Annotated in this window: 24 protein-coding genes; 11 read left to right on the top strand and 13 right to left on the bottom strand. The window is 65.5% G+C overall.

Features of this window, described 5'->3' with window-relative positions:
- Nucleotides 1–82 precede the first annotated feature (82 nt).
- Entirely contained in the window at nt 83–211 is a 129-nt protein-coding gene (locus U873_RS37150; protein WP_256244291.1) for a hypothetical protein, read from the bottom strand.
- 171 nt (nt 212–382) lie between these two features.
- Here U873_RS37150 and U873_RS0106485 point away from each other — a divergent pair, with 171 nt between their 5' ends.
- Nucleotides 383–571 carry a hypothetical protein gene (locus U873_RS0106485; protein ID WP_025127470.1) on the top strand — a complete coding sequence of 63 codons (189 nt, stop codon included), beginning with the start codon at nt 383–385 and terminating at the stop codon, nt 569–571.
- Nucleotides 572–587: 16 nt separating this feature from the next.
- Here the strand turns inward: U873_RS0106485 and U873_RS0106480 are convergent, their stop codons facing one another.
- Entirely contained in the window at nt 588–968 is a 381-nt protein-coding gene (locus U873_RS0106480) for a fe2+ zn2+ uptake regulation protein (RefSeq protein ID WP_025127469.1), read from the bottom strand.
- Between the two features lie 299 nt (nt 969–1,267).
- Between U873_RS0106480 and U873_RS0106475 the strand changes: the two genes are divergently transcribed.
- A complete protein-coding gene (locus U873_RS0106475; RefSeq protein WP_025127468.1) occupies nt 1,268–3,604 on the top strand; it encodes an acylase in 2,337 nt (778 codons plus the stop codon).
- A 49-nt stretch (nt 3,605–3,653) separates the two neighbouring features.
- Here the strand turns inward: U873_RS0106475 and U873_RS0106470 are convergent, their stop codons facing one another.
- Nucleotides 3,654–4,658 carry a FecR family protein gene (locus tag U873_RS0106470; RefSeq protein WP_025127467.1) on the bottom strand — a complete coding sequence of 335 codons (1,005 nt, stop codon included), beginning with the start codon at nt 4,656–4,658 and terminating at the stop codon, nt 3,654–3,656.
- 282 nt (nt 4,659–4,940) lie between these two features.
- Between U873_RS0106470 and U873_RS0106465 the strand changes: the two genes are divergently transcribed.
- Nucleotides 4,941–5,981 (top strand): Ldh family oxidoreductase, encoded by a 1,041-nt coding sequence (locus tag U873_RS0106465; RefSeq protein ID WP_025127466.1) that lies wholly within the window; start codon nt 4,941–4,943, stop codon nt 5,979–5,981.
- 51 nt (nt 5,982–6,032) lie between these two features.
- Here U873_RS0106465 and U873_RS0106460 read toward each other — a convergent pair whose 3' ends face one another.
- The gene (locus U873_RS0106460) at nt 6,033–6,353 is read right to left on the bottom strand and encodes a YqjD family protein (RefSeq protein ID WP_025127465.1); all 321 of its coding nucleotides are present in this window, start codon (nt 6,351–6,353) and stop codon (nt 6,033–6,035) included.
- Nucleotides 6,354–6,578: 225 nt separating this feature from the next.
- Here U873_RS0106460 and U873_RS0106455 point away from each other — a divergent pair, with 225 nt between their 5' ends.
- Nucleotides 6,579–6,833: a hypothetical protein gene (locus U873_RS0106455; protein WP_025127464.1), complete on the top strand. Its 255-nt coding sequence runs from the start codon at nt 6,579–6,581 to the stop codon at nt 6,831–6,833.
- Here U873_RS0106455 and U873_RS0106450 read toward each other — a convergent pair.
- The gene (locus tag U873_RS0106450) at nt 6,805–7,740 is read right to left on the bottom strand and encodes a LysR family transcriptional regulator (RefSeq protein WP_025127463.1); all 936 of its coding nucleotides are present in this window, start codon (nt 7,738–7,740) and stop codon (nt 6,805–6,807) included. The genes U873_RS0106455 and U873_RS0106450 overlap by 29 nt on opposite strands.
- An 84-nt stretch (nt 7,741–7,824) precedes the next feature.
- Here U873_RS0106450 and U873_RS0106445 point away from each other — a divergent pair, with 84 nt between their 5' ends.
- The gene (locus U873_RS0106445) at nt 7,825–8,745 is read left to right on the top strand and encodes a carbon-nitrogen hydrolase family protein (RefSeq protein WP_025127462.1); all 921 of its coding nucleotides are present in this window, start codon (nt 7,825–7,827) and stop codon (nt 8,743–8,745) included.
- Here the strand turns inward: U873_RS0106445 and U873_RS0106440 are convergent.
- The gene (locus U873_RS0106440) at nt 8,738–9,310 is read right to left on the bottom strand and encodes a GNAT family N-acetyltransferase (RefSeq protein ID WP_025127461.1); all 573 of its coding nucleotides are present in this window, start codon (nt 9,308–9,310) and stop codon (nt 8,738–8,740) included. The two genes, U873_RS0106445 and U873_RS0106440, sit on opposite strands and share 8 nt — an antisense overlap.
- 145 nt (nt 9,311–9,455) lie before the next feature.
- Between U873_RS0106440 and U873_RS0106435 the strand changes: the two genes are divergently transcribed.
- Nucleotides 9,456–10,352 carry a LysR family transcriptional regulator gene (locus U873_RS0106435; protein WP_025127460.1) on the top strand — a complete coding sequence of 299 codons (897 nt, stop codon included), beginning with the start codon at nt 9,456–9,458 and terminating at the stop codon, nt 10,350–10,352.
- A gap of 147 nt (nt 10,353–10,499) precedes the next feature.
- On the opposite strand, the gene U873_RS0106430 is transcribed toward U873_RS0106435, so the two are convergent.
- From U873_RS0106430 to U873_RS0106420, 3 genes are all read right to left on the bottom strand, one after another.
- The gene (locus tag U873_RS0106430) at nt 10,500–11,696 is read right to left on the bottom strand and encodes an iron-containing alcohol dehydrogenase (RefSeq protein WP_025127459.1); all 1,197 of its coding nucleotides are present in this window, start codon (nt 11,694–11,696) and stop codon (nt 10,500–10,502) included.
- 104 nt (nt 11,697–11,800) lie between these two features.
- On the bottom strand, nt 11,801–13,255 hold the full coding sequence (locus tag U873_RS0106425; RefSeq protein WP_029978200.1) for an amino acid permease: 1,455 nt from the start codon (nt 13,253–13,255) through the stop codon (nt 11,801–11,803).
- A 296-nt stretch (nt 13,256–13,551) separates the two neighbouring features.
- Nucleotides 13,552–14,460 carry a LysR family transcriptional regulator gene (locus U873_RS0106420; RefSeq protein WP_025127458.1) on the bottom strand — a complete coding sequence of 303 codons (909 nt, stop codon included), beginning with the start codon at nt 14,458–14,460 and terminating at the stop codon, nt 13,552–13,554.
- Nucleotides 14,461–14,585: 125 nt separating this feature from the next.
- On the opposite strand from U873_RS0106420, the gene U873_RS0106415 reads away from it, so the two are divergent.
- Nucleotides 14,586–16,124 (top strand): MFS transporter, encoded by a 1,539-nt coding sequence (locus tag U873_RS0106415; protein WP_029978199.1) that lies wholly within the window; start codon nt 14,586–14,588, stop codon nt 16,122–16,124.
- Here U873_RS0106415 and U873_RS0106410 read toward each other — a convergent pair whose 3' ends face one another.
- On the bottom strand, nt 16,125–17,378 hold the full coding sequence (locus tag U873_RS0106410; protein ID WP_025127457.1) for a ferric reductase-like transmembrane domain-containing protein: 1,254 nt from the start codon (nt 17,376–17,378) through the stop codon (nt 16,125–16,127).
- A 434-nt stretch (nt 17,379–17,812) separates the two neighbouring features.
- Here U873_RS0106410 and glsB point away from each other — a divergent pair, with 434 nt between their 5' ends.
- Nucleotides 17,813–18,721, top strand: coding sequence for a glutaminase B (gene glsB / locus U873_RS0106405; protein WP_025127456.1), 909 nt, complete (start codon nt 17,813–17,815; stop codon nt 18,719–18,721).
- Nucleotides 18,722–18,728: 7 nt separating this feature from the next.
- On the opposite strand, the gene U873_RS0106400 is transcribed toward glsB, so the two are convergent.
- Nucleotides 18,729–19,190 (bottom strand): LEA type 2 family protein, encoded by a 462-nt coding sequence (locus U873_RS0106400; protein WP_025127455.1) that lies wholly within the window; start codon nt 19,188–19,190, stop codon nt 18,729–18,731.
- A 129-nt stretch (nt 19,191–19,319) separates the two neighbouring features.
- Nucleotides 19,320–20,759, bottom strand: a complete 1,440-nt coding sequence (locus tag U873_RS0106395) for a nucleobase:cation symporter-2 family protein (protein WP_025127454.1) — start codon at nt 20,757–20,759, stop codon at nt 19,320–19,322.
- A gap of 258 nt (nt 20,760–21,017) precedes the next feature.
- Between U873_RS0106395 and U873_RS0106390 the strand changes: the two genes are divergently transcribed.
- The 3 genes from U873_RS0106390 to U873_RS0106380 all read left to right on the top strand — a co-directional run bounded on the left by U873_RS0106390 (nt 21,018) and on the right by U873_RS0106380 (nt 25,046).
- On the top strand, nt 21,018–21,530 hold the full coding sequence (locus tag U873_RS0106390) for an RNA polymerase sigma factor (RefSeq protein ID WP_025127453.1): 513 nt from the start codon (nt 21,018–21,020) through the stop codon (nt 21,528–21,530).
- Nucleotides 21,523–22,482, top strand: a complete 960-nt coding sequence (locus U873_RS0106385) for a FecR family protein (RefSeq protein WP_051586061.1) — start codon at nt 21,523–21,525, stop codon at nt 22,480–22,482. The genes U873_RS0106390 and U873_RS0106385 overlap by 8 nt, the downstream gene beginning before the upstream one ends.
- 122 nt (nt 22,483–22,604) lie before the next feature.
- Nucleotides 22,605–25,046, top strand: coding sequence for a TonB-dependent receptor (locus U873_RS0106380; RefSeq protein WP_025127451.1), 2,442 nt, complete (start codon nt 22,605–22,607; stop codon nt 25,044–25,046).
- 11 nt (nt 25,047–25,057) lie between these two features.
- On the opposite strand, the gene U873_RS0106375 is transcribed toward U873_RS0106380, so the two are convergent.
- Complete coding sequence (locus U873_RS0106375; RefSeq protein ID WP_025127450.1) at nt 25,058–25,951, bottom strand: LysR family transcriptional regulator; 894 nt, start codon at nt 25,949–25,951, stop codon at nt 25,058–25,060.
- Between the last annotated feature and the right edge of the window lie 32 nt (nt 25,952–25,983).

Raw genomic sequence — 25,983 nt, 5'->3', positions numbered from 1 at the left:
GGCTGGGGCAATCGGCAAAACGCCCGCGGCGGGGCGGGCGTTGTTTGTGGGGGCGGGGTGGCCGGTGCACTGGCCGGATGACTCAGCGGTGGTAGTAGCCAGGGCCTGCGTCGTAATAGCGATGGTGCCCGCCATCGCGGGGCATGATGATGCAGCCCGACAGGGTCAGCAGGGCCAGCAGGGGAATCAGCAGTGTGATTCGACGAAGCATTTCTCAATCCTCAAGCACTCGGGAACAGGGCAGGTCGACAAAGGCAGAAAAAACTCCTTTGCGCCTGTACCATGTGACCCCGATTTCCCCGCTCCATCCCCGAATCCGGGTATGGGCTTGGCATCGTTCTTGATACACAGCAGATACAATTTTCAGCTTCAGGACCCGGCAATGACTCAGTCACAACGTTTGAAATACTCGATTCTGATTTCCCTGGTGGTACTGGGAACCATGCTTGGCCTTTCCTACCTGCAGAATCACGGGGTCATCAGTGAAAAGACCTTCCAGTACATCGCCATCGCGGTGGCGGTGATCGTGGTGGTGATCAACGGCGTGATGCGTCGCAAGGTCAAGCCCTGAGCCGGGCCTGACGGCCTCAGGCGAGGCCGTCGAGGACCGCTGCGGCCTGCTGGTGCAGGCTGTAGCTCTTGTCCGGGTTGAGGGTGATGACACCTTCGCTGCACAGCCGCTTCAACACTTCCCGCACGCTTAGAAACGACAGGGGAATATCCAGCTCCAGCAGTTGGCTGTGGATGCCGCGTACCCCCAGCGAGCGTTCGCTCTGGGCTGCTGTGAGCAGTGCGTCGATGACTTTCAGGCGTATCAGGCTGGTGCGCAGGCCGAAGCTTTTCAGCAGGTGCTTGATGCGATCGTTACTGTTGCGCTCGGCGTTCTTGCCGAAGACACCGGCGCCGGCATTCAGGGAAGGCGGATTGTTCACGGTGTTGCCGTCCATTGGCAGTTGCTGGTTGTACATGCAAAAACTCCTTATCAGAGCCTGATCAGGAAAAGAATGATGGGTGCTCTAGTTACTAGACGAACGAGCACGGCAAATCATGAGGCGGCAGATGTAGAAAATTTGTCGGTATCAAGTCGCTGACATGTCACGGCGCATCGTTTGGCGCCGCGCTGGGCTAATTTTTCTCCTTCGACTTCGTCTTTATGGGCAGGCAGGCGCCGGATCATCCGTGCGCGGCTGATTCCCAGACTGGCGGCATTGCTCCCCCGCGCCCTGCACGCCAGTCCTGGTTCTGTTCTTTTGCATCAGGAGTCGGCGTGATCATTTCCAGGCAGTTACCGAATTTTTGCCTTGCAGCCCTGTTTCTCAGCCTCAGTGGTGGCGCCTTCGCGCTGGCGCAGCCCGAGCAGACCCGTGCCGAGATTCGCCGCACCAGCTTTGGGGTGCCGCACATTCGCGCGGCCGACGAACGCGGCCTGGGGTATGGCATCGGTTACGCCTATGCCCAGGACAACCTGTGCCTGATGGCCAATGAAGTGCTGACGGTGAACGCCGAGCGGGCGAAATATTTTGGCGCCGAGGGCCAGACCCTGGAGCAGCGTGACAACCTCAGCAGCGATGTGTTTTTCAGTTGGCTGAACACCCCGCAGGCGGTGGCCGGCTTCTGGCAGGCGCAGACCCCGGCGGTGCGCGAGCGCATGCTGGGTTATGTCGACGGCTACAACCGCCAGTTGGCCGAGCGCCGGGCCCAGGGCCTGCCGCAACAGTGCCAGGGTGAGTGGGTGCGGCCGCTGACCAGCGCCGACCTGGTCAAGCTGACCCGGCGCCTGCTGGTGGAAGGCGGCGCCGGCCAGTTCGCCGAGGCCCTGGCCGGTGCCACGCCACCGGGGGCCATGGCGCAGGCTGCGCGGGCGGACAACCGCTGGCAACTGGCGGCGGCACGCCAGCAGCGTTTTGCCCTGGACCGTGGCAGCAATGCGGTGGCCATCGGCAGCGAGCGTTCGTTCAACGGCCGTGGCCTGCTGCTGGCCAACCCGCACTTTCCCTGGGTCGGCGGTATGCGCTTCTATCAAATGCACCTGACCATCCCCGGGCAACTGGACGTGATGGGCGCGGCCTTGCCCGGCCTGCCGCTGATCAATATCGGCTTCAACCAGCACCTGGCCTGGACCCATACGGTGGACGCTTCCAAGCACTTCACCCTGTACCGCCTGCAACTGGACCCGAAGGATCCGACCCGCTACCTGCTGGATGGCCGCTCGCTGCCCCTGGAACGCCAGACGGTCAGCGTGCAGAGCAAAGGCCCCGACGGCCAGTTGCAGAGCGTGTCGCGAACCCTCTACAGCTCGGCCTTTGGCCCCATCGTGCAATGGCCCGGTGAGCTGGATTGGGACCGCCAGTACGCCTACAGCCTGCGGGACGCCAACCTGGACAACACCCGGGTGCTGGCCCAGTGGTACGCGATGAACCAGGCCGCCAGCGTCGCCGGGCTGCAGGACAGCGTGCACCAGCTGCAGGGCATCCCCTGGGTCAACACCCTGGCAGTGGATGACCAGGGCCGCGCCCTGTACATGAACCAGTCCGTGGTGCCCAACGTCACCCCGGCCAAGCTGGCGCTGTGCAGCGACCCTCGGGCGGGCACCCAGGTCATCGTGCTTGATGGCTCCCGCAGTGCCTGCGCCTGGGATATCGACCCGGCGGCGGCCCAGCCGGGCATCTTCGCCGCCAGCCAGTTGCCGCAGCTGGCCCGCAACGACTACTTGCAGCATTCCAACGACTCGGCCTGGATGGTCAACCCGGCGGCGCCGCTGCAGGGCTTTTCGCCGGTGATCAGCCAGCAGGACGTGCCCCTGAAGATGCGCGCACGCTTTGCCCTGGATCGCCTGAGTCGCCTGCACCAGGCCCGGCCCAGCGATCTGCAGCACCTGGTCAGCGACGATCAGGTGTACCTGGCCGGCCAGGTGATGCCGGACCTGCTGCAGTTCTGCGAACAGGACCTGGGGCAGGACGCCGAGCGACTGGCGTCGCTGTGTTCCAGCCTCAAGACCTGGGACCGTAGCGCCGGTTTGCAGGCGGGCCTGGGCTTCGTGCATTTCCAGGGGATCATGCAGCCACTGTTGCAGAACCCGGACATCTGGCGCGTGGCCTTCGATCCCCGGGACCCGCAACATACGCCGAGGGGGCTGGCCATCAGCCGTGCGCCAGTGGCCCAGGCCTTGCGCGAGGCGATGCTGGCGTCGGCGCAGCAAGTGATGCAGGCCGGGCTGGGCAGCGAGGTTCGCTGGGGTGACATCCAGCAGGTGAGCCAGGGCGGAAAGCCGACCCCGGTGCCCGGCGGCCCGGAAAGCCTGGGGGTGTACAACGCCATCCAGAGCGTGCCGGGGGCTGACGGCAAGCGCGAGGTGGTGAGCGGCACCAGCTACCTGAACGTGGTCAGCTTCGACGAGCAGGGGCCGCGGGCCCTGGGACTGCTGGCGTTTTCCCTGTCCAGCGACCCGGCCTCGGCGCACTTTCGCGATCAGACCGAGGCGTTCGCCAAGAACCAGTGGAGTGTGCTGCCCTTTACCGAAGCGCAGATCCGCGCCGATGGCCAGTACCAGTCGCAGGTGATCAGCGAACCGCGCAAGGACTCGACGCCACTGGCGCAGCAGTAAGTCCAGGCAGTGGCTGCGACGGCAGGCCGCCCCGGTAACGGGGCGGCCTTCAGTTTTTTGCCGGGGACTGCGGCAGCGAGTTGATCACCGGGTTGCCGTCGCGGTTGCGCGTCAGGTACACCGGCAGCACCTTGGGCAGGGAGGTCAGCAGGCTGCCGATTTCCCGGGTGTTGTAGATGCCGCCGACGCGGATCTTGCCGGTGTTGCTGTCAGCCACCTGCACGGGGTTGTCCAGGTAGCGGTTGATCAGCGGCAGGGCCTCGTGGAGGGACAGGTTGTCCAGGACCAGCTTGCCGCTGCGCCAGGCCAGGGAGCTGTCGTTGCTGTAGGTCTGGCTGATCTGCGGCTGGTAGTCGCCGGCCTTGTAGCGGGCCTGCATGCCGGGTTCGAGGCGAAAACCCTCGCCGGGCGCGGCACTGTCGCTGGTGACCAGGACCGAACCCTGGAGCAGGGTGACTCGCACCTGGTCCTGGTACATCCACACGTTGAAGCGGGTCCCTGTGACCTTGATCTGGCCGCTGGCGGCCTTGACCACGAACGGATGGCTGCTGTCGTGGCTGACCTCGAAGAAGGCCTCGCCCTTTTTCAGGATGGCCCGGCGTTGATGCTTGTAGTTGCTGTAGACCAGGGTGCTGCCCAGGTTCAGTTCCACCTGGCTGCCATCGGCCAGGGTCAGGTGGCGCACGCTGTCACCGGCTTCGAAGCGCTCATAGGAGGAGGGCAGCCAGCCCAGCTCCCAGCCACTGTAGGCCGCCAGGGGCAGGGCGCAGAGGGCGATCGCTGCGGCCACGCCGTAATGCTGCCAGGCACGCCGGCGCACCGGCTTGCTCGGCACCGAAGAGGTCAGGGTGGAAGGCGGCAGTTGATCGGCCACTTCCCATATTTCTCGCATCGCCTCGTATTCGAAGGCGTGCACGGGGTCGGCATCATGCCATTGCTGAAAGGCCAGACGCTCCGCATCGCTGCAGTCGGCTTCATGCAGGCGCATGCACCATTGCGCCGCAGCTTGGGTAATGGCGTCGTATTCGGCTTCTGAGAGGATGTGTTCGCTCATTGACTCTTCCTGATTTCCCGCATTCTACCCTTCAAGGCAAGCCTTGTAGAACAGCCGTCATGGCTAATGAGTATCAAAGTCGACTTATTTCACCTGCGTTCTTTCTGATTCCACCTTGTCAAGACCCGGGGCAGTCATGTGGAGATCCAGGTGATCAAAATGCCCTGTGGCCGGCAGCCTCCGTGGGTGTCACCGACGGTGGTTGACAGGGCTGGAGTGTGCCGTTGTTTAATCGTCGATCGCATGCTGTTGCCCCCTCCAACAATGACAATGGAGCTTCAGATGTCTGCATCGTCCCCGGTTGTTGAAGTACCCTCTGAAACCCTTTCGCTGCCCGCCCTGGTGCAGTTGCTGCAGACGATTTTCCAGCGTCATGGCTGTCGCGCGGAAGTGGCCCGCTGCCTGGCCGAGAATTGCGCCGCTGCCGAGCGTGACGGCGCCCACAGTCATGGCGTGTTTCGCATCCAAGGCTACGTTTCGACCCTGGCCAGTGGCTGGGTCGATGGGCGGGCGCTGCCGGTGGTGGAAGATGTGGCCGCGGCGTTTGTCCGGGTCGATGCTGCCAACGGGTTTGCCCAGCCGGCCCTGGCCGCTGCTCGCCAGTTGCTGGTGGACAAGACCCGTAGCGCCGGCATTGCACTGTTGGCGATCCGCAATTCCCACCACTTCGCGGCGCTCTGGCCGGATGTCGAGCCCTTTGCCGAGGAAGGACTGGTGGCCTTGAGCGTGGTCAACAGCATGACCTGCGTAGTGCCCCATGGCGCCGACCGGCCGCTGTTCGGCACCAATCCCATTGCCTTTGCCGCGCCCCAGGCCCAGGGCCAGCCGATCGTCTTCGACCTCGCCACCAGTGCCATTGCCCATGGCGATGTGCAGATTGCCGCGCGCAAGGGTGAGCGCCTGCCACCGGGGATCGGTGTCGACAGCCTGGGGCAGCCGACCCAGGACCCCCGGGCGATTCTCGAAGGCGGCGCCTTGCTGCCGTTCGGTGGGCATAAAGGTTCGGCGCTGTCGATGATGGTGGAGTTGCTGGCCGCGGCGCTGACGGGGGGCAACTTCTCGTTCGAGTTCGACTGGTCCGATCATCCCGGGGCCAGGACCCCGTGGACCGGGCAGTTGCTGATTGTCATCGACCCGAGCAAGGCGGCCGGGCAGAGTTTCGCCGAGCGCAGCCAGGAACTGGTGCGGCAGATGCATGCGGTGGGGCTCAAGCGCCTGCCGGGAGAGCGCCGCCAGCAGCAGCGCGAGCGTTCGCAGCAGCATGGGATCGCCATTGCCGTCGAGCAGTTGCAGCAACTGCGGGCGCTGGCCGAAGAGGGGTGAATGGCCCGGGGCCAGGGCGTCGCTGACGTGCCTGGCCCCGGGCAAACGGTTTTACGAACGACGCCCCAGCAGCAGGCCCACCACCAGGCCGACTCCGGCGGAAATGGCCACGGTCTGCCAAGGGTGGCCGCCGATGTACTGCTCGGTCGCTTGCACCGCCGGCTTGCTGCGTTCACGCACGCTGTTCACCGAGTCCAGCGCCTGCTTGAGCTTCAGGCTCACTTGCTGGCGCAGGCTTTCACCTTCTTCGCCCACCAGGGTGGCGCTGCCCTTGAGGAGCTTTTCCGATTCCTCGATCAATGCCTGCAGGTCACTGAATGCCTGGTCCTTGATTTGATCGTTTTCCGCTTGCGCGGCAGATTTGCGAGCCATGAAGTGGTTCCTTGTCAATGTGGCCTGTGGTGCAGGAGCGGGTCTCCTGCGTACCGGGTGCCGCCCAAGCCGGCGGCAGTGGCTACAGGTTACCGGGTACAAGCAATGGAGTCTGGCGCGTGGGCAAAAGTTGCAGCTGTTTTGCGCATCCTTCGCTACCCCGGGGTAAAACCCTCAGCCGCCACAGTGTAAGATGGCGCCTATTTTACGCAGCAGGAATTTTCCATGAGCTTCAATCTGGCTAACAAGTCCCTGGCCGAGCGCGCCGCCATCGAGGATGAAAAATCCCGTCTGTTCGAGTTGTGGCAGAGCAACCTGGGCAAGGCCAAGGGCGAGGCCGCACGGCTGTTCGGCGAGCGCGGCAAGCGCAAGGGCAAGTGGGCCGAGTGGGTTCGCGCGGAACTCGACGGCATGTCGCCGCCGGAGTTCTCGAACATGGTGCGCAGCGAAGTCAATCGCCTGATGGCGGCGAACAAGTAACCGCGAAACTCTCGACGATCGCCTCCCGTACCTTCACCAGCAACGGGTCGGTCTGCGGGCTGGTGCGCCAGCCCAGTTCAATCGGATAGCGCGGCAGCGCCAAGGGGCAGGGCAGCAGCTGCAGCCCGGTGAGCTCGGCGATGCGCCGGGCCGCATGGGCCGGAATGGTCGCCACCGCCTGGCTGCCCTTGAGCAGGAAGGGCAACGCAGCGAAGTGCGTGGTCGAGGCGCACACCTGGCGACTCAGGCCCAGGTTCGCCAAGCCTTCATCGGTAATGCCAATAAAGCCCTGGGACGACACCAGCAGGTGTTCGCGCTCGACGAAGGCCTCAAGGCTGATGGCCTGCTGGCCGGGGCTCAGGCTCGCCGGGTCCGCCAGGCACAGGTAATCGCCTTCCCCCAGTACCTGGCGGCTGAGCAGGCGCTCGGCAAAACCGCCGGCGCTGATGGCCAGGTCGATGCTGCGCTGCAACAGTGCTTCGGCGACGATCTGGCTGTGGGTCTGGCGGAAGATCAGGCGCAGCTTGGGTGCCCGCCGCGCCACCGCTTCGATCATCTGCCGGCCGTAGGCAATCTCGAAATCATCCGACAGCCCCAGGGTCACCGAGCGTCCCTGATAGTCGGCGGCGTCAGGGGCGACCATGGCCAGGCTCTGGCGGCACTTGTTCAGGGCTTCGCTGACCACCGGCTTCAACTGATTGGCCCTGAGGGTGGGGGCCAGGCCGCGGCCGGTACGCACGAACAGCGGATCGCCATACAGCTCGCGCAGGCGGCGCAGGGCCGCGCTCATGGCTGACTGGGTGACCCCCAGGCGCAACGCGGCACGGCTGGCACTGGATTCGTCATGCAGGGCCTCGAAGGCCTTGAGCAGGTTGAGGTCGACGCTGGCGATATTCATCTGGTTCATATCATTAAGCACTGAAATTGGGTTTATCGATGATCGGTGGCCGCAGCAGAATGGGCAACACCTGATCGTTGAAGGAGTCACCGTATGCCCAAGTCCATCGTCGCCGCGCTGCAGATCGGTTCCCTGCCCGAGGGCAAGGCCGCCACCCTGGAGCAGATACTGTCCTACGAGGCCGCCATCGTCGAAGCCGGCGCACAACTGGTGGTGATGCCCGAGGCGCTGCTCGGCGGCTATCCCAAGGGTGAAGGTTTCGGCACCCAGTTGGGTTATCGCTTGCCTGAAGGTCGCGAGGCCTTTGCCCGCTACTTTGCCAATGCCATCGAGGTGCCGGGGTTGGAGACCGAGGCCCTGGCCGCGCTTTCGGCCCGCACCGGGGCCAACCTGGTGCTGGGCGTGATCGAACGCAGCGCCAGCACCCTGTACTGCACCGCGCTGTATTTCGACCCGCAGCACGGGCTGGTGGGCAAGCATCGCAAGTTGATGCCTACCGGCACCGAACGGCTGATCTGGGGCAAGGGTGACGGTTCCACGCTGCCGGTGCTGGACACCCAGGTGGGTCGGGTCGGGGCGGTGATCTGCTGGGAAAACATGATGCCGCTGCTGCGCACTGCAATGTACGCCCAGGGCATCGAGGTCTGGTGCGCGCCGACCGTGGACGAGCGTGAGATGTGGCAAGTGAGCATGCGCCATATCGCCCATGAGGGGCGCTGCTTCGTGGTCAGTGCCTGCCAGGTGCAGGCCTCGCCCGAGGAACTGGGCCTGCAGATTGCCAATTGGCCGGCAGAGCGGCCGCTGATTGCCGGGGGCAGTGTGATTGTCGGGCCCATGGGCGATGTTTTGGCCGGGCCGCTGGTGGGGCGCGCCGGGTTGATCAGCGCGCAGATCGATACCGACGACCTGGTGCGCGCCCGCTACGACTATGACGTGGTCGGCCACTATGCGCGCCCGGATGTGTTCGAGCTGAGCGTGGACCAGCGCCCCCGTCCTGGCGTGCGCTTTACCTGAGCTGCGCGGCGCCTCGGCGCAAGCCGCGCCATTCCTCGCGGCTGATCTCCCAGATGTCCAGGGGGAAGTGGCCGCTCACGAACTCGCCGCTTTCGGAGCGGATCAGGCGCATCCCGCCGCGCTCGGAAATCCGTCGCGAGCCCTGGTTCGGCGCGGCCTTGGGTACCCGCATCAGCGGTTGCTCAAGGACCTCGAACCAGTACTCGTCCACCACCTGGCAGGCTTCGCTCATGTAGCCGTGGCCCTGCCACTGCGGCGCCAGCCAGAAACCGCGGTTATTGTCGGCCTCCAGCATCAGGCTGATGCTGCCGATCAGTTGCTCGGGTGCACTGTGCAGGCGGATCGTCCAGTGCCATTCCTCGCCCCGGGCCATGGCGGGCAGGGCGACATCTTGCAGGAAGCGCAGGGCGCCGTCGGCCGGGTAGGGCCAGGGCACCTGGGCATTCAGGTAGCGCACCACTTCCCACTGCGGGAACAGTTGCTGGATGGCCTGGGCATCCGCCCGTTCCAGGGGGCGCAGCAACAGGCGTTCGGTGGCGAGGGCGGGCGTTGGGTGCAGGTCCATCGGTGCAGGGTCCTGAATCGTCAAGCGGGTGTGCATACTCCCTGCAAAGCCCTGGCTGAATCAAGCCGGGCGGATTTGACGGGGCTCGGGCGCTGCCGTTGAATAGCGCCCTCGGTTCACCCCTTGCGAACTACCGGAACCCGCCGTGCTTAGAAACGTCACCGATATGGACCTGCGTCTGCTGCGGATTTTTTCCGTGGTGGTCAAGTGCGGCGGCTTCACCGCTGCCCAGGCCGAGCTGAACATGAGCCAGTCGAACATCAGCATGCACATCTCCAGCCTGGAGAAACGCCTCGGCTATCGCCTCTGCGAGCGGGGCAAGGGTGGTTTCCGCCTGACCGAGAAGGGCCAGCGCATCCTGGCGGCCGCCCAGGCCCTGTTTGGCGCGGTGGAGGTGTTTCAAAGCGAAGCGCAGGAGTTGTCCGGGCGCCTGGTGGGTGACCTGTACCTGGGGCTGGCAGACAACATCGCCACCTTGCCCGCGGCACGGATCGACGCGGCAATTGCGCGTTTTTACCAGCGTGAGCATGACGTGCACCTGCACGTGTTCATCAACTCGCCCACTGAACTTGAGCGGGCGGTGATCGATGGTCAGTTGGACATGGCGATTTCCTACTTCAGTCGCAGCCTGCCGACCCTTGACTACCAACCGCTGTATCGCGAGGAGATCGGCCTGTTCTGCGGCGCGGCGCACCCGCTGTTCGCCATCGAGCACCCCGGGCTGGAACTGATCAAGGCCTGTGACTGGATCAGGCACGGCTTCCTGCCGGCCAACCAAGTGCTGCCGGTGATTGCGCAGCGCGCCTCTGCCACCGCCTATCACATGGAAGCGGTGGTGCACGGGGTGCTGGCCGGTACGCACCTGGGCTATTTACCCCATCACTCTGCCAAGCCCTGGGTGCAGGCCGGGCAGATGCGCGTGCTGCACCCCGATGCCCTGCGCTACGAGGTGCAGCACAGCCTGATCACCCATGCCGGGCACCCCCACGGCGAAGCGCGGCGGGCCTTCATCGAGGATTTACTGGCCGAGCATCCGGGTTGAGTCCGGCCGGCAGGGCGCAGCCTGGTCCAGCTGATGCCGGCTGGCTGCGGGCAGGTGGTAATGCATCGCCCAGGGTTGGGGCGTAGGCCGCAATCCGTGGCGGGCCGGCGCCGGCCAGCTAGCTGCCGTCGATGTAGAGGCCGGGCCTCATGCCGGGGCTCTCGGCAGTACGCCGTGCACGGCGTTGCGAAAGATCTGGCTGTAGTCGGCCGCGCTCAGCGGGCGGGCGTTGGTGTCGGAGGAGGAAATATCCGCCAGGGCCTGGGCCCCGACCCACTCGGCGTCGCCGCTGTCCAGGCCGATGTCCGCCAGGCAATGGGGAATGCCCAGTTCCGCGCGCAGCGCCAGCAGCCAATCGAGAAAGCCTTGGAAATCAGCCCGGGGCAGTTGCAGGTACCGAGCCAGGCGGGCGATGTCCTGGGCGATTGCCGAACGGTTGGCCACCAGCACATAGGGCAGCAGGATGGCGTTCAGCAGGCCGTGGTGGCGGTGGTAGCGGGCCCCCAGGGGATGGGCCAGGGCATGCACGCCGCCCAGGCCTTTCTGAAAGGCCACCGCCGCCATTGCCGAGGCCACCAGCATGCCTTCCCGGGCGTTGAGGTCCTGGCTGTTAGTCACTGCCTGGAGCAGGTGCTGCTGCACCAGGCGGATGCCTTCCACCGCGACCCCGCTGGACATCGGGTGGTAGAGCGGCGAGCAGAAGGCCTCGATATGGTGGGTCAGGGCGTCCATGCCGGTGGCGGCGGTCAGGGCCGGGGGCAGGCTGCGGGTCAGCAGCGGGTCGAGGATCACGCAGGCGGGGAGCATTCCGGGGTGACTGATCACCCGCTTGATCTGCTGCTGGCTATCGGTCAGGACCGCTTCGCGCCCCAGCTCCGATCCGGTGCCGGCAGTGGTGGGCAGGGCGATCAGCGTGGGCAGCTGCAGACGGGGGAAGTCGGCGAGGCTGGGGTAATGCTCGATCACCCGGGACCACTCGAAGTGCTGCAGCCCCTCGGGAGCCACGGCCAGCAGGGCAATGCCCTTGGCGGCGTCCATGGCGCTGCCGCCGCCCAGGGCGATCAGCGAGTCATGGCCGCCGGCGTGGAAGGCCAGGACCCCACGCTGCACGTCTTCCAGGCTGGGGTTGCTGGCCAGGTCGCTGAATACCCCATGTTCCTGGCGACTCTGTTGCAGGTGTGCGCTCACCAGCGCGTAGGGTTCGAGCGCCAGCATTCCCGGGTCGGTCACCAGCAGGGGCTTGCGCATGCCCAGCAGGGCGCAGCGTTGGGCCAGGCCATGCAGGGCCTCGGCGCCACAGAAAATCTCGGTAGGGTAATTCCAGTAATGCACAGAAGGGGGCATCGATTGTCTCCACAACGAAAGGGCCGGGCCGGCTGACCGAGAAGCGGCCACCCGCCCCGGCAGAGGGCGCGATCAGGAGCGGCGCGAGGAAATGGCCGGAGGCTTCAGCGCCGTTGCTCAGGCTTGGCCAGGACCATGTACAGCAGGCCCAGCAGGGCCAGGGACGAGAACACCAGGAGCACCGCCCAGACCTGGAACCAGGGCGCGCCGGCCGGTGCCAGTGAGGCCCGGGGCCAGGCAACGTTGACGCTTTCGAACAGCAACCAGATGAACGCCAGCAGGTTCACCGCCAGGCCCCAGCGCCCGAGGCTGAAGACCCCGGGCTCGGGTTGCCAGCGCCCGCGCAGGCGATGGCGCAAGGCGCAGCCGATGACGATCAAAAAGACCATGAAGAAGCCGCCGCTGCCGAAGGCAATCAGCGTGCCGACGGCCGTGGCATTGAGTCCCAGCACCAGGCCCAGGCTGGCCAGCAGGGTGCTCACCAGCATCGCGGCAAATGGCACTTTGCGCCGATCCACCCGGCGCAGCAGGCGGGATGCCGGCAGCATCGAGTCGCGAGCCATGCCGAACACCGCTCGGCCGATGTAGGTCTGCACCGACACCACGCAGGCGATGAAGGCCACCAGCACCACGGCGACAAAGGGCCGTTCGGCCCAGGCGCCGAAGGCGTCCACCACGGCCGGGGTCACCGGGTCTATCACCTGGCCCGCCACCAGTGCCCCGGTGTCCTGGAACGACAGGGTCACGGCAAAGGCGGTGAGCATCACCGTCAGGCCCACCAGGAGCATCGAGCGCAGGATCGCCCGAGGCGTGGAAGTGCGCGCATCGGCGGTTTCCTCGGACACCTGGGAGCAGGCATCGAAGCCGAGGAAGGCCCAGCCGCCCACCGCCATCGCGGTGACGAAGCCGCCCAGGTAGGAGCCCTCGCCGCTGCCGAAAGTGCTCAGGCCTTCGAACAGCAGCGACCAGGAGTGATTGCGAAAGAACAGCAGGAGCAGCACGCCGATGCCGATCGACGCGATGGCCTCGGCGATGATCCCGGCGTTGACAAAGTACTTCAGCGGGTTGATGCCCAGCAGATTGATGCCCAGCCCGAGGACCAGCAGCACCGCGCCACTGAGCACCTGGGCATTGGCCGCAGGCGGCTCGCCGGTAGCCAGCAGCCAGAGCCAGAACCCGCCCAGGTAGGACACGGTGGTCAAGGAGGCGAGGGCCGAAGCCAGGTACATGAACCCGGTGAACCAGCCCCAGCGATCACCCGCCAGGCGCCTGACCCACTGGTAGCAGCCACCGGCCAGGGGGTACTGGGACGCGAGCTCGGCGTAGACCAGGGCCACCAGCAGTTGCAGGGCCAGGCACAGCGGCACGATCCAGACCCAGGACGGGCCGACGCTCATTGCGCCCAGGGCCATCACCGAGTAGATGCCGACCACCGGCGACACCGTGGCAAAGCCCACCGAGAAAGACGACCAGAGGGTCAGGCCGCGGTGCAGTTCCTGGCGGTAGCCCTGGCGTTGCAGCAGATGTTCGTCGCTGCCTTGGATCATCGGCTCAGTCATGGCGCACCTCGTCCAGCGAGGGGGCGTGAGGGTGCAGGCCGCGGGCGTACCGGCGGCATCGAAGCAGATAGGGCATGGGGATTCCTGGAGTCGGCAGATCAGATTGTTATTGGGATGGCCTTTTAGCTGTTGTTTTTGGCGTACCGACGTTGCCTGGCCTGCTGGTGCAGGACAGGGCCAGATTACGGAGGGGAAACATCAATGTGAATATCAGTATTGGTAAGCTGAGATCAGCTTTTATTGATGTATGCGGGCGTGGCGACAGGCTGCCGATGAGGCCTGGAAGGGGCGCGCGGTCAAGGCTGCCCGGTGCCTTTGCCGAGCACCAGGCGTTGACTGAGGAAGTCGACGAACACCCGCAGCTTGGGCAGCAGGTGGCGGCTGCCGGGCCAGAGGATGGAGAAGGTGCCGCGCTCTTCCTGGTAGTCGTCCAGCACCGCCACCAGGCTGCCCTCGGCCAGGGCGCCAGCGACCACGAATTCCGGCACATAGGCGAGGCCCAGGCCCTGGGTGGCGGCATGGATCAACGACTCCAGGTTGTTGCTGGTCAGGGCACTCCCCAGCACCAGGGGCGGCGCACCTTCGGCCAGGCGCAGGCGCCAGGGCTGCAGCTGGGTGCCGCCGGGAAACCTGTAGCGCAGGCAGGCGTGGTGCTGCAGGTCACCGGGGGTGTGTGGCGTGCCCCGCCGGGCAAAATAGCCGGGAGCGCCGATCAGCACGAAACCGAAAGGCCCGAGGCTGCGGGACTTGAGTTGCGAATCCGCCAGTGCGCCGCTGCGGATCACCGCGTCAACGCCTTCGGCGATCACGTCGATCAGCCGGTCATTGAAATCCAGGTCCAGTTCGATGTCCGGGTAACGGCTGGAAAACTCTGGAAGGATCGGCAGCAGCATGCGATAGCCGATTGCTGGCAGGCTGACCCGCAACCGGCCCCGGGGCGTGTCGCTGATACGCGCCAGTTCGGTCTCGGCTTCCTGCACCTGTTCGACGATGCGCTGGCCGCGCTCGTAGAACAGCGCGCCTTCGTCGGTCAGGCTGATGCGCCGGGTACTGCGGTTCAGCAGGCGCACCCCAAGGCGCTGTTCCAGGCGCGCCAGGGACTTGCCCACCGCCGAGGCCGATAGCCCCAGGCGCGCGCCGGCGGCCACCAGGCTGCCACTCTGGACCACGCAGACAAACACCTGCAGACCGTTGAGGTTGTCCATTGCTCACCTTGATTCAAGCGTTTCTGTCCGTAAAGACCGGAAGAATGCCCTGTTTTTCGTCGATTGCGGCATCCCTACCATGGATTTTTTCCGGCAACCCTGATGGCCAGGGCGTGGAGGTGAGTGTGGATCCTGAACTCGAATTATCCCTGGGGGCGGCGACCCATCGGCGTGAAAAAGCCGCCAACGGTGTGTTGGCGGCGGTGTGCCTGGCGGCGCTGATGCTGCCCCTGACCTTTGTCGGGGTGGCCGTGGCCACTCCGGCCATCGGCCGTGAACTGGGGGGCAGCCCCCTGGCCCTGAGCTGGACCACCCAGGCCTTCATGCTGAGTTTCGGCAGCCTGCTGATGGCCGCCGGCACCCTGGCCGACGAGTTTGGCCGCAAGCGCGTGTTCAGCCTTGGGGTGGCGCTGTTCGGGCTGACCTCCCTGGCCCTGGTGTTCGTGCCGTCGCTGCTGTGGCTGAACCTGCTGCGCGGGGTCCAGGGGCTGGCCGGCGCCGCCGCCCTGGCGGGCGGTTCGGCGGCCTTGGCCCAGGCCTTCGAGGGCCGCGCGCGAACCCGTGCCTTCAGCTTGCTGGGCACCACCTTTGGTGTCGGCCTGGCGTTCGGGCCGATCCTTGCCGGGGTGCTGGTGGAGCATGCCGGCTGGCGCGGGATATTCGTTTCCGGGGCCTTGATTGGCGGCCTGTCCCTGGGGCTTGGCGTACCGCGCATGGAAGAGTCCAGGGACCCCGAGGCCCGGGGTGTGGACTGGCCCGGCACGGCAAGCTTCACCCTGGCCCTGGTGCTGCTGACCTGGGGCATCCTGCAGGCGCCGCAAAGCGGCTGGGGCACTCCCTGGGTCTGGTTGCTGCTGGGGGCGGCCGGGCTGGCGCTGTGGCTGTTCATTGTCGTGGAGCGCCGGGCGCTGCGGCCGATGCTCGATCTGTCGCTGTTTCGCTACCCGCGGTTTGTCGGCGTGCAGGTGCTGCCCATCGCCACCTGCTACTGCTACGTGGTGTTGCTGATCCTGCTGCCAATCCGCTTTATCGGCGTCGAAGGCTACGGCGCCATCGACGCCGGGTTGCTGATGCTCGCCTTGTCGGCGCCGATGCTGGTGGTGCCGCTGGCGGCGGCCTGGCTCAACCGCTGGTTCAGCGCCGGCAACCTGTCGGCCCTGGGCCTGGTGCTGGCGGCCGGCGGTTTGTTCTGGTTGAGCCGGGTGGCCCCAGGGCAGGGCCCCGGGCCGCGGGTCTGGCCGCTGCTGCTGATCGGCCTGGGCAGCGGGCTGCCCTGGGGCTTGATGGATGGGCTGTCGGTGAGCGTGGTGCCCAGGGAGCGGGCGGGCATGGCCAGCGGCATTTTCAGCACCACGCGGGTTGCTGGCGAAGGCATTGCCCTGGCCCTGGTGGTGGCGCTGCTGACGGGGCTGTTGCAGCAGGCGCTGGAAGCGGCGGCAAGCCCCGGCGAGCCGGTGCTGCTGGCCGCCCGGCAACTGGCCGGTGGTGACCTGGCGGCCAGTGTGGCGTCCTTGCCCGGGATCGAACGGCAACAGTGGCAGGCCGTTTATGCCGAAGCCTTCAGCCGGCTGTTGCAGGTGTTGATGGTGATCACCCTGTTGGCGGCACTGGTGGTGCGGGCGACGCTGCACGAGGGGCGCCACCCGCAGGGCGGGGCTGACTGATCAGCGGAACTCGAAGAACTCGTAATGCAGGTTGCCTTCGGGAATCCGGCATTCGCTCATCAGCTCCCGCACTCGGCCCAGCAGGCCCTTGGGGCCGCAGAAGCTGATCTGGATTTCCTTGGGGTCGGTTTCTGCCGCTGCACGCTTCAGGGTCTGGGCCAGGGCCTCGACGCCGCCGCTGTTGCCAACGAAGGTCGCCCCCCGGGCCTGGGCCATGCCTTGCAGGGCATCGACGCTGGGAAAGGCCCGGGACGGGTTGTAGCAGTAGACCAGGGTGGCCTTGTCGAACTGCCCCGCGGACGCATCCTGCAGCCAGGAAATGAAGGGCGAGATGCCGACCCCGCCACCGATCCAGATTTCCCGGGTGCCGGCCTCGGGGCGCTTGAAGCGGCCATAGGGCGCATAGATATCGGCCCGCATGCCGACCTTCACCTGCTGGCGCAGCCGTTGGGTGTAGTCGCCCAGGGCGCGGATCACGAACTCGATGCGTCCGTCGTGGGCCTCGGCGCTGGCAATGGTGAACGGGTGGGGTTCGCGCAAGCCCTTTTCCTGGAGCGAGAGAAAGGCGAACTGCCCGGCCTTGAAGGGGAAACCCCGGCCCTCCGGCGTCAATTCCAGGTGCAGGGAGTGTTTTTCCACCTTGACCGAGGTCACCCGGTATTCGCCGACCTTGGCCACCCAGGGGTAGAGCAGCAGCTTGTACAAGGCACCGAGCACGCCGAGGGTACACAGCACGGTGAGCCAGATGCCCGACGGCGTGTCCAGGGCGATCGGCGACTTGAAGCTCAGCCAGTGCAGGATGACGATCAGGAACAGCGGGCCGGACAGCTTGTGCCACCAGCGCCACTGGCTGTAGGGGATGTTGCGGTTCAATGCCAACAGAACGATCAGGCCCAGGGCCACGTAGCTCAGTTGGCGCACCATGCGCGTCCAGTATTTCGACAGTTCGAGGATCGGCACGCTGTTCCATTGCTCGAGGTTGGCCTTGAACACCAGGTGATAGCTGGCGAATGCCAGGGCCCAGATGCCCAGCCACTTGTGTGCCTCGTAGACCCGGTCCAGGCCGCCGAACAGGCGCTCGACGAAGCCCCAGCGGCTGGCCAGCAGGCAGGACACGGCCATGTAGGCCAGGGCCGCGCTGCCGAGCACCAGGCTCAGGGTGGCGGAGGTCAGCCAGGTATCGGCGGGGATCTCCAGCAGGAGAGTGAAGGTGGTGATCAGCAAGATGCCGATGATCGTATGCCAGGTTTTCAAAGGTGCATGACTCCGATGAGGAAATGCCGTCATGGCGTAAGCATCGACTGTTGCAGTGGGGCCGCTGAAAACGACTCGGGTGCTGTTCAAGGGCGCGATGCACGAAGCGGTGGCTGGCGGCAATTAAGGCGGTTGTGACAGGTTTTTGCACGCGAACCGGAGAGTATTCTAGCTTGTAATGCCTGTTTCAAGGTGATCTGTGTCAGCAGTCTATTGGCTTTTTAATTGTTGGAAATGATCGAATATCAATTGCATTTCGATTCATTTGTGCGGATTTCCCTATCCGTGCAGGTGCGCCAGCAAGGGCGGCCCTGGCCTGTTTCTGCGCTGGTCCTGCCCTGGGTTGCCGGTTGACTGTGCTGCGCGGGTGCCGGCGTGCGTCTAGCAGCCATAGCCCCGCAGCCGTATCGGGGCCCGTGATGATGAGCCCGACCATGCAAGCGTTGTTGAACCAGATCCTCGATGAAGTCCGTCCCCTGATTGGCCAGGGCCAGGTTGCCAATTACATCCCGGCCCTGGCGGATGTGCCGGCCAATCAGTTGGGAATTGCCGTGTATGGCAACGACGGCCAGGTGTTCAGTGCCGGGGACGCCGATACCTTGTTCTCGGTGCAGAGCATTTCCAAGGTCTTCAGCCTGGTACAGGCCATCGGCCATTCCGGCGAGGCGATCTGGCAACGCCTGGGCCATGAGCCTTCCGGCCAGCCGTTCAACTCCCTGGTGCAGTTGGAGTTCGAGCGTGGCCGGCCGCGCAACCCCTTCATCAACGCCGGGGCCCTGGTGATCTGCGACATCAACCAGTCGCGGTTTGCCGCGCCGGTGCTGTCCATGCGCGACTTTGCCCGACGTTTGTCGGGCAACCCGCAGGTGATGGTGGACGGCAAGGTCGCCGAGTCGGAATACCAGCACCGTGCGCGCAACGCGGCCATGGCCTACCTGATGCAGTCCTTCGGTAATTTTCACAATGATGTGGAAGTGGTGCTGCGCAGCTATTTCAGCCATTGCGCCTTGCGCATGAGCTGTGTCGACCTGGCCCGGGCGTTCTGTTTCCTGGCCAATGACGGCTTTTGCAAACACAGCGGCGAGCAGGTCTTGACGCGCCGCCAGACTCAGCAGGTCAACTCGATCATGGCCACCAGCGGCTTGTACGACGAGGCCGGCAACTTTGCCTATCGAGTCGGCTTGCCGGGCAAGAGCGGGGTGGGCGGGGGGATTGTCGCGGTGGTGCCGGGGCAGTTCACGGTCTGCGTGTGGTCGCCGGAACTGAACGCCGCGGGCAATTCGCTGGCGGGCATGGCGGCCCTGGAGCTGCTCAGCCAAAGGATCGGCTGGTCGGTGTTCTGAAGGCGCCTTACCAGGCGCCCGGGTTGTTCAGGCTGATCTGCCCGCGGTCGATGAAGCGCTGGGTGCCGAACAGCCCGCCGGCGAGCTTGCCGCGCAGCACGTAGGGCAGGTTGTCCAGGCTCTGGGTCTGGCTCAGGCCCAGGGTCTGGCGCAGCACCGAGAAGGCCGAGACGCTCACCGGAATCACCAGGATTTCTTCGGAGTAGCGGCCGATGCGGCCCTGCTGGTCGCTGACCCCCGAGGCCAGTGGCCGGCCGTTGACCTCAAGGTCCAGGGCGATGCCGTTGTAGTCGATGACGTTCTCGTTGGGGTTCTGCAGGCGCAGCTTTACCGCAAAGCGCATCTCCAGCTCCTGGCTCGGCAGCGGTTCTATGCCCACCACGTTGATCGCCAGGGGATCACGGTTGGGCAACAGGGCGCAGGCGCTCAGGCTGAGGAGGACCAGGGTCAGGGCGATGAGTTTGCGCATGGGCTACCTGTCTGCAGGAGGGCGGGTGAGCAGGGCGCGGGCCCTGCCGAGTAGCGGCGCGCTGGCAAGGCCGGCGCCGACTGTGGGGCCCCGGGACGGGGCCGCACGCAGCATAGACGCCGAACGGCTTCAGGAGTTCGCTTTGGCGCTCATGTCCGGGTCCTGCATGACCTTCAGGGTCGCGGCTTCCGGGTCGAACTCGTCCTCTTCCAGTTCGAGGAATTCTTCCGGCAGGAAGATGTTGAGGAAGATCGCGCAGAAGGCCCCCACGGTGATCGGCGATTCGAAGATATTGTGCAAGGCCTTGGGCAGCTCGCGCAGCACCTCGGGCACCGCCGCGACCCCCAGGCCCATGCCTAAGGAGATGGCCACGATCAGCACGTTGCGTCGGTGCAGCCCGGCTTCGGCGAGGATCTTGATCCCGGCCACCGCCACGGTGCCGAACATGATCAGGGTGGCGCCGCCCAGCACCGGCTTGGGCATCAGTTGCAGCACCGCGCCGATCACCGGGAACAGCCCCAGCAGCACCAGCAGCCCGGCAATGAAGTAGGCCACGTAGCGGCTGGCCACGCCGGTCAGCTGGATCACCCCGTTGTTCTGGGCGAAGGTCACCATCGGCAGGCTGTTGAACACCGCCGCCACCGCCGAGTTGAAGCCGTCCGCCAGCAGCCCGGACTTGATGCGCTTGATGTACAGCGGGCCTTTCACCGGCTGCTGGGAAATCATCGAATTGGCGGTCAGGTCGCCGGCGGCTTCCAGGGGCGAGATCAGGAAGATCACCGCCAGGGGAATGAAGGCGATCAGGTCGAAGGAGAAACCGTACTTGAACGGCACTGGCACGCTGACCAGGGGCACCTCGGGCATCGCCGCCAGGTCGACCCGGCCCAGCAGCCAGGCGACGAAGAAGCCCAGGGTCAGGCCGATGACGATGGAGCCCAGGCGCAGCATCGGGTGGTTGAAGCGGTTGAGCACCACGATGGTCAGCAGTACCAGCGCCGCCAGGCCCAGGTTGCTCGCTGCCCCCAGGTCGCTGGCGCCGTAGCCGCCGGCCATGTCGGTGACCGCCACCTTGATCAGCGACAGGCCCATCAGGGTGATGATGGTGCCGGTGACCACCGGGGTGATCAGCTTGCGCAGCTTGCCGATGAACTGGCTGAGGAACATCTCGATGAAAGCCGCGACAAAGCAGATGCCGAAGATGGTCGAGAGGATGTCTTCAGTGCTGCCGCCACGGCCCTTGACCATGAACCCGGCGCTGAGCAGCACGCTGATAAAGGAAAAGCTGGTGCCCTGCACGCACAGCAGCCCGGAACCGATCGGCCCCAGGCGCCGGGCCTGGACAAAGGTGCCCAGGCCCGAGACGAACAGCGCCATGCTGATCAGGTAGGGCAGTTCGCTTTCAAGGCCCAGCACGCCGCCGAAGATCAGGGTCGGGCTGATGATCCCGACGAAACTGGCCAGCACGTGCTGCAGGGCGGCGAAGATCGCCGCGCTGAAATGCGGGCGGTCGTTGAGACCGTAGATCAGGTCGGACTTGTAGCGGGGCGGGGAGCGATCAGGTGCGGTCATGGAAAAGGCCTGCCAGTGGCGTGTGCAGACAACGGGCGCACACGCCGGAAAGTGGACGGGACTTGGGCCGCAAAAGCGGGGCATCGGCCACAGCTTGCGAGCCCGGTCGGAAAAAAGGAGGCGCAGGATGCCAGAAAGGCGCCGCAGCCTGAAGGGCAAATCGGCGAAAACCCGTTACTTTGCAGGGATACGAAAGATACTGTTTCTCATTTGCCTTTGTGGAATAATCCCCGGCCCCGATTTGCGGACCGCCCCTCGATGCTGCCGACACCCAGCCTGCTGCGCAGTTTCCAAGAGCACTACGACGACCTGCTGAAGTTTCTCACCCGGCGCATGAGCGATCGCCAGCGGGCGGCCGACGTGGCCCAGGAAACCTACCTCAAGCTGCTCAAGGTCGATCAGCAGAGCGTCGAGGTGCACAACGACCGCCGTTTCATCTTCCGCGTGGCCGGCAACCTGGCCATCGACACCCTGCGCCGCGAGCAGCGCCTGGCGGCCAGCCACGGCGACACCGGGGAGCACACCGAAGCCGTGGAACCGGCACCGGCACCGGAGGCCGTGCTGCTGGCCAAGGAGCGCCTGGCGGTGCTCGACGAGGCCCTGGCGCAACTCTCGGAGAATGCCCGCCAGGCCTTGCTGCTCAATCGCCTGGAAGGCCTGACCCAGGCGCAGATCGCATTGCGCCTGGGCGTTTCCGAAAGCATGGTGGCAAAATACATCGGCCAGGCCCTGCGCCATTGCCGCGACTGGCTGAAAGTCCATCATGAGTGACGCCTCCTTGCCTGCCGCCGACAACACCCTGCCCGAACACCCCGAGAACCTCGACGACGCTGCCATCGACTGGCTGGTGCTGCTGCACTCGGGCCACGCCACGGCGGCTCAGCGCATGGCCTTCCAGCAATGGCGCCAGCGCAGCCCGGCCCACGCCGCGGCGGCCGAAGAGGCGGAGCAATTGTGGGGTGACCTGGGGCACACCCCAAGCGCCGTGGCGCACCAGGCGGCGCAACGAGCCCCCCAGCGTCGGCGCTGGTGGCCGGCCGTGGCGGCCAGCGTGCTGCTGGCCCTGGGCACCGCCATCGGCTGGCAGCAATGGCCGGGGCTCATGGCCGATTACCACACCGGCGTCGGCCAGCAGCGCACCCTGATCCTGGCCGATGGCTCGACCGTGACCCTCAACAGCGCCAGTGCTGTGTCCGTGGCCTACTCCGAGCATGAGCGCAAGGTGATCCTGCGCGGCGGCGAGGCGCTGTTCGAACCGCTGGCCGATGCCCGGCGGCCCTTTGTGGTGGTGGCCGAGGACCAGCGCCTGCAAAGCGCCGCCAGTGCCTTCAGCGTGCGCCGCGACGGCAGCCGGCTGACGGTGGTGGTGCGCGATGGCCAGGTGCAGTTCACCGGCGACCATCCGCCCTTGCTGCTGCAGGCCGACCAGCGCGTGGACTACCAGGCCGGCCAGCCGCTGTATGCCCAGCAAAAGGTCGATGCCACCAGCCAGACCGCCTGGCAGCGCGGCAAGCTGATCTTCAACGGACGTCCGCTGGGTGAAGTGATCGCCGAGCTGGAGCGGTACCAGCATGGGCGGATCCTGGTTTCCGACTCGCAACTGGCGGCGCTGGCCATCAGTGGTGTGTTCGATTTGCGCGATCCCCAGGGCTCGCTGCATGCCCTGGAGCAGCGCTATCCGCTGAAGGTCACCTACCTGCCGTTCCTGGCGGTGTTGCACTGAAGGCAATTTATTTGCGCAGGGCACTGCAAGTTCTGCCTCGGACAATCGTCGTAGTGAGACTGAGAAGACAATCATTCTCATTGACGTCATTTCAATTGGCCGGGAAAGAACACGTGAAAGCTATGTTCAAGCAGTCGACAGTGGCACGCGGTACCGAGGTGGTGCGCCGCACATTATTGGCCCAGGCGGTATTGGCCGGAGCCTTGGCGCCGCTCCTGGTGCAGGCCGAGGAGGGGACTTCCGCTCGCCAGGGCAGTGCGCTCCAGGAGCGCCAGGTGTCCGTGGCGCTGCCGGCCCAGTCCCTGGACCAGGCGCTGACCCGCTTTGCCGACCAGGCCAACCTGCGCCTGCTGTACACCACCAGCGATGTCGATGGCCAGCAGTCGCCGGCGCTGAATGGCCAGTTCACCGTGGCCCAGGCCCTGCAAAGCCTGCTGGCCGGCAGTGGCATGAGCTGGTCCTTCAGTGATGGGCGCACGGTGATCCTGCGGCGCGCTGCTGCGCCGGCGGCCAGCCTCAACCTCAAGCCGACCCAGGTCACCGTGGCGTCGCGCACCAGCACCGCCATCAGCGAGATTCCCGGCACGGTGTGGGTGGTGGAGCAGAGCCAGCTGCGCGAACAGCTGGAAACCGGGGTCAGCCTCAAGGAGGCCATCGGCAAGCTGGTGCCCGGCCTCGACCTGGCCCCCGAGGGCCGCACCAACTACGGCCAGAACATGCGCGGGCGCAACGTGCTGGTGATGATCGACGGGGTCAGTCAGAACAGCTCCCGGGGCCTGTCCCGGCAGTTCGACAGCCTCTCGCCGTTCAACGTCGAGCGGGTGGAAGTGCTTTCCGGGGCCAGCGCCATCTACGGCGGCGGGGCCACTGGCGGCATCATCAATATCGTCACCAAGAAGGGCGAGCCGGGGCCGGCGCGTTTCGAAACCCAGCTCGGCGCCAGCAGCGGCTTCAACAACAGCGACGACCTGAGCACTCGCATCGCCCAGTCGGTGAGCGGCGGCAGCGAGGCCATCAGCGGCCGGCTGGCGGTGGCGGGGGAGCAGAATGAAGCCTTCTACGACGGTGCCGGCAAGCAGATCTTCATCGACAACACCCAGACCGACCTGCAGTACAATCGTACCCTCGACCTGATGGGCAGCCTGGCCCTGCAGTTCAACGAGGAGCAGAGCCTGGACCTGCTGGCCCAGTACTACGACTCGGGCAACCACGGCAGCACCGGGATCTATTTCCCCAACCTCAAGTACAAGGCACCGTCCAACCTGAATGACGCCGAGTTGCGGGGCGGCTATTCCACCGACCTGGAGCCGCGCACCAAACGCCTGCTGCTCAACGCCAACTATCACCACAGCGATGTGCTGGGCCAGGACTTCTACCTGCAGGCGTCCTACCGCAAGGAAGACGACAACTTCTTCCCGTTCCCCTATTACAACAGCGGCTCGCCGGTCGGATCCAAGGGCGTGTACTTTGCCGCTTCGCAGCAGAACTTCGAGGTCACCAGCCTCAAGGCACTGTTCGCCAAGGAACTCGACGCGTTCAAGCTGACCTATGGCGTGGACCTGGACCGCGAGCGCTTCAATGCCGAGCAGAGCACCTTCGACCAGGGCCTCTCCTCGGGCAGTGGCGGCCTCGACCTGGTGACCGCGAGCAAGGCCCCGCGCTATCCCAGCTACCGGGTCGACGGGGTCTCCGGCTACGCCCAGCTGGACTGGCACGCCACTGACAACCTGACGGTCTCCGGCGGTTACCGGCGCCAGCAGATGGACGTCGACGTCGGCCAGTTCAAGAACGTGCCCGGCGGCAGCAACGACTACCAGGTCAACCTGTTCAACCTGGGCAGCATCTACGACTTCAAGAACGGCCATCAGGTCTGGGTCAACTACGGCGAGGGCTTCGATCTGCCGGACCCGGCCAAGTTCTACGGCAAGCCGGGCCTGAGCGTCGACGACAACCCCCTGGCGGGGATCAAGAGCCGCCAGGTGGAAACCGGCTGGCGCTTCTCGGACAGCGACTGGGACGCCCAGGCGGCGCTGTACTACATCTGGTCGGACAAGGTGATCACCACCGACAGCGCCACCCTGACCATCGACGTGAAAGACCAGAAGAGCCGCGACTACGGCTTTGAAAGCGCCCTGACCCGGCACTTCCAGAGTGGCTGGGAAGCCGGTGGCACCCTGCACCTGGTGCGTTCCGAGGAGGAAGGCCCGAACGGCGGCTGGATCAAGCGCGATGCCCGCTACGCGTCGCTGTCCAAATCCACCGCCTTTGTCGGCTGGAAGGGCGACAGCCGCAGCGCGCGCCTGCAAGGCAACCACGCCTTCACCCTCAAGGACGATGCCGATCACACCATTGACGGCTACACCACCTTCGACCTGCTGGGCAGCCAGGAAACGGGCTTCGGGACCTTCAGCGGCGGCATCCAGAACCTGCTGAACAAGCAATACAGCACGGTCTGGGGCCAGCGCGCCAAGTTGTTCTACTCGCCGACCTACGGCCCGCAATACCTCTACGACTACCAGGGGCGCGGCCGCACCTACACCCTGAGCTGGTCCATGGCGTACTGAGGGGCGAGGCCTCAGGCGAAGGCCCGCAGCAGGTCTTCCTCGAAGGCTTGCTGGGCGTCGCCGGGCACCTGGGCACGGTGGCGGGCCAGGTGAAAGTCCACCTCGAAGTTCAACTGCGCCGCCCCCAGCGCCTTGAGCTGCCCGGCCTTGACCCAGGGTTCGGCGAAGTGGCTGGGCAGGTAGCCGATGTGTTGCGCGGAAAGGATGAACGCCAGGGTGCCCTCCACCTGTTCGGCCCGGGCCGAGCAGCGCTGGCCCTGGAAGGGTTCGTCGGCGCGCAGGAAGCGGTAGGGGTGGTCCACCCGGTCGGCGCGGTGCAAGGCTGCAAGATCCGGGGCTGGGTCATCGAACAGCGGGTGACCCAGCCCGCAGTACAGCTGCTGGGTCTCGCTGAACAGCCGGCGGTAGTCGAAGGCCCGCTGCACCTGGGAAAAATAGCCGATGGCCAGGTCCAGGCGCTGCTGCAACAGCAGACGCTCCATTTCGCCGGGCATGGCGCTCATCAATTCGATCCGCACCGATTCATCGCGCTGGCGAAAGTGCCGGATCGCCGTGGCGACCTTTTGCAGCACTGAACGGTCCAGGGCTTCGGACAAGCCCACCCGCACCTCGCCAATCAGGCGTCCGGCCACACCGTTGGACTGGTGACGGAACACTTCAATGGACTGGAACAGGCTGCGGCAGGCACTGAGCAACTGCTCGCCCTTGGGCGTCAGCTTGAAACCGGCCTTGCCACGGCTGCACAGGCGGTAGCCAAGGCGGGTTTCCAGGCGCGCCATCTGCTGGCTGATGCTCGACTGGCTCAGCCCCAGTTCGCCCTGGGCGGCGCTGAAGCCGCCGTACTCCACCACGCTGACGAACAGGCGCAGCAGTTGCAGGTCCAGATCGTGCAGTTGACCCAGCATCAAACATTACTCCGGCGCAATCTCAGGTTAAC

This window comes from Pseudomonas sp. PH1b (assembly GCF_000633395.1).
Classification (GTDB): Bacteria; Pseudomonadota; Gammaproteobacteria; order Pseudomonadales; family Pseudomonadaceae; genus Aquipseudomonas.
This window is presented reverse-complemented; position numbering and strand designations above follow the sequence as displayed.

Bases quoted from the DNA above. Each gene is read 5' to 3' on its own strand.
- U873_RS0106400 (WP_025127455.1), bottom strand. From the start codon at position 19,190: ATGCGCAAACTCATCGCCCTGACCCTGGTCCTCCTCAGCCTGAGCGCC.
- glsB (WP_025127456.1), top strand. From the start codon at position 17,813: ATGCAAGCGTTGTTGAACCAGATCCTCGATGAAGTCCGTCCCCTGATT.
- U873_RS0106425 (WP_029978200.1), bottom strand. From the start codon at position 13,255: ATGACTGAGCCGATGATCCAAGGCAGCGACGAACATCTGCTGCAACGC.
- U873_RS0106455 (WP_025127464.1), top strand. From the start codon at position 6,579: ATGAGCTTCAATCTGGCTAACAAGTCCCTGGCCGAGCGCGCCGCCATC.
- U873_RS0106380 (WP_025127451.1), top strand. From the start codon at position 22,605: ATGTTCAAGCAGTCGACAGTGGCACGCGGTACCGAGGTGGTGCGCCGC.
- U873_RS0106385 (WP_051586061.1), top strand. From the start codon at position 21,523: ATGAGTGACGCCTCCTTGCCTGCCGCCGACAACACCCTGCCCGAACAC.
- U873_RS0106440 (WP_025127461.1), bottom strand. From the start codon at position 9,310: ATGGACCTGCACCCAACGCCCGCCCTCGCCACCGAACGCCTGTTGCTG.
- U873_RS0106390 (WP_025127453.1), top strand. From the start codon at position 21,018: ATGCTGCCGACACCCAGCCTGCTGCGCAGTTTCCAAGAGCACTACGAC.
- U873_RS0106375 (WP_025127450.1), bottom strand. From the start codon at position 25,951: ATGCTGGGTCAACTGCACGATCTGGACCTGCAACTGCTGCGCCTGTTC.
- U873_RS0106420 (WP_025127458.1), bottom strand. From the start codon at position 14,460: ATGGACAACCTCAACGGTCTGCAGGTGTTTGTCTGCGTGGTCCAGAGT.
- U873_RS0106485 (WP_025127470.1), top strand. From the start codon at position 383: ATGACTCAGTCACAACGTTTGAAATACTCGATTCTGATTTCCCTGGTG.
- U873_RS37150 (WP_256244291.1), bottom strand. From the start codon at position 211: ATGCTTCGTCGAATCACACTGCTGATTCCCCTGCTGGCCCTGCTGACC.
- U873_RS0106465 (WP_025127466.1), top strand. From the start codon at position 4,941: ATGTCTGCATCGTCCCCGGTTGTTGAAGTACCCTCTGAAACCCTTTCG.
- U873_RS0106480 (WP_025127469.1), bottom strand. From the start codon at position 968: ATGTACAACCAGCAACTGCCAATGGACGGCAACACCGTGAACAATCCG.
- U873_RS0106395 (WP_025127454.1), bottom strand. From the start codon at position 20,759: ATGACCGCACCTGATCGCTCCCCGCCCCGCTACAAGTCCGACCTGATC.
- U873_RS0106450 (WP_025127463.1), bottom strand. From the start codon at position 7,740: ATGAACCAGATGAATATCGCCAGCGTCGACCTCAACCTGCTCAAGGCC.
- U873_RS0106445 (WP_025127462.1), top strand. From the start codon at position 7,825: ATGCCCAAGTCCATCGTCGCCGCGCTGCAGATCGGTTCCCTGCCCGAG.
- U873_RS0106470 (WP_025127467.1), bottom strand. From the start codon at position 4,658: ATGAGCGAACACATCCTCTCAGAAGCCGAATACGACGCCATTACCCAA.
- U873_RS0106430 (WP_025127459.1), bottom strand. From the start codon at position 11,696: ATGCCCCCTTCTGTGCATTACTGGAATTACCCTACCGAGATTTTCTGT.
- U873_RS0106460 (WP_025127465.1), bottom strand. From the start codon at position 6,353: ATGGCTCGCAAATCTGCCGCGCAAGCGGAAAACGATCAAATCAAGGAC.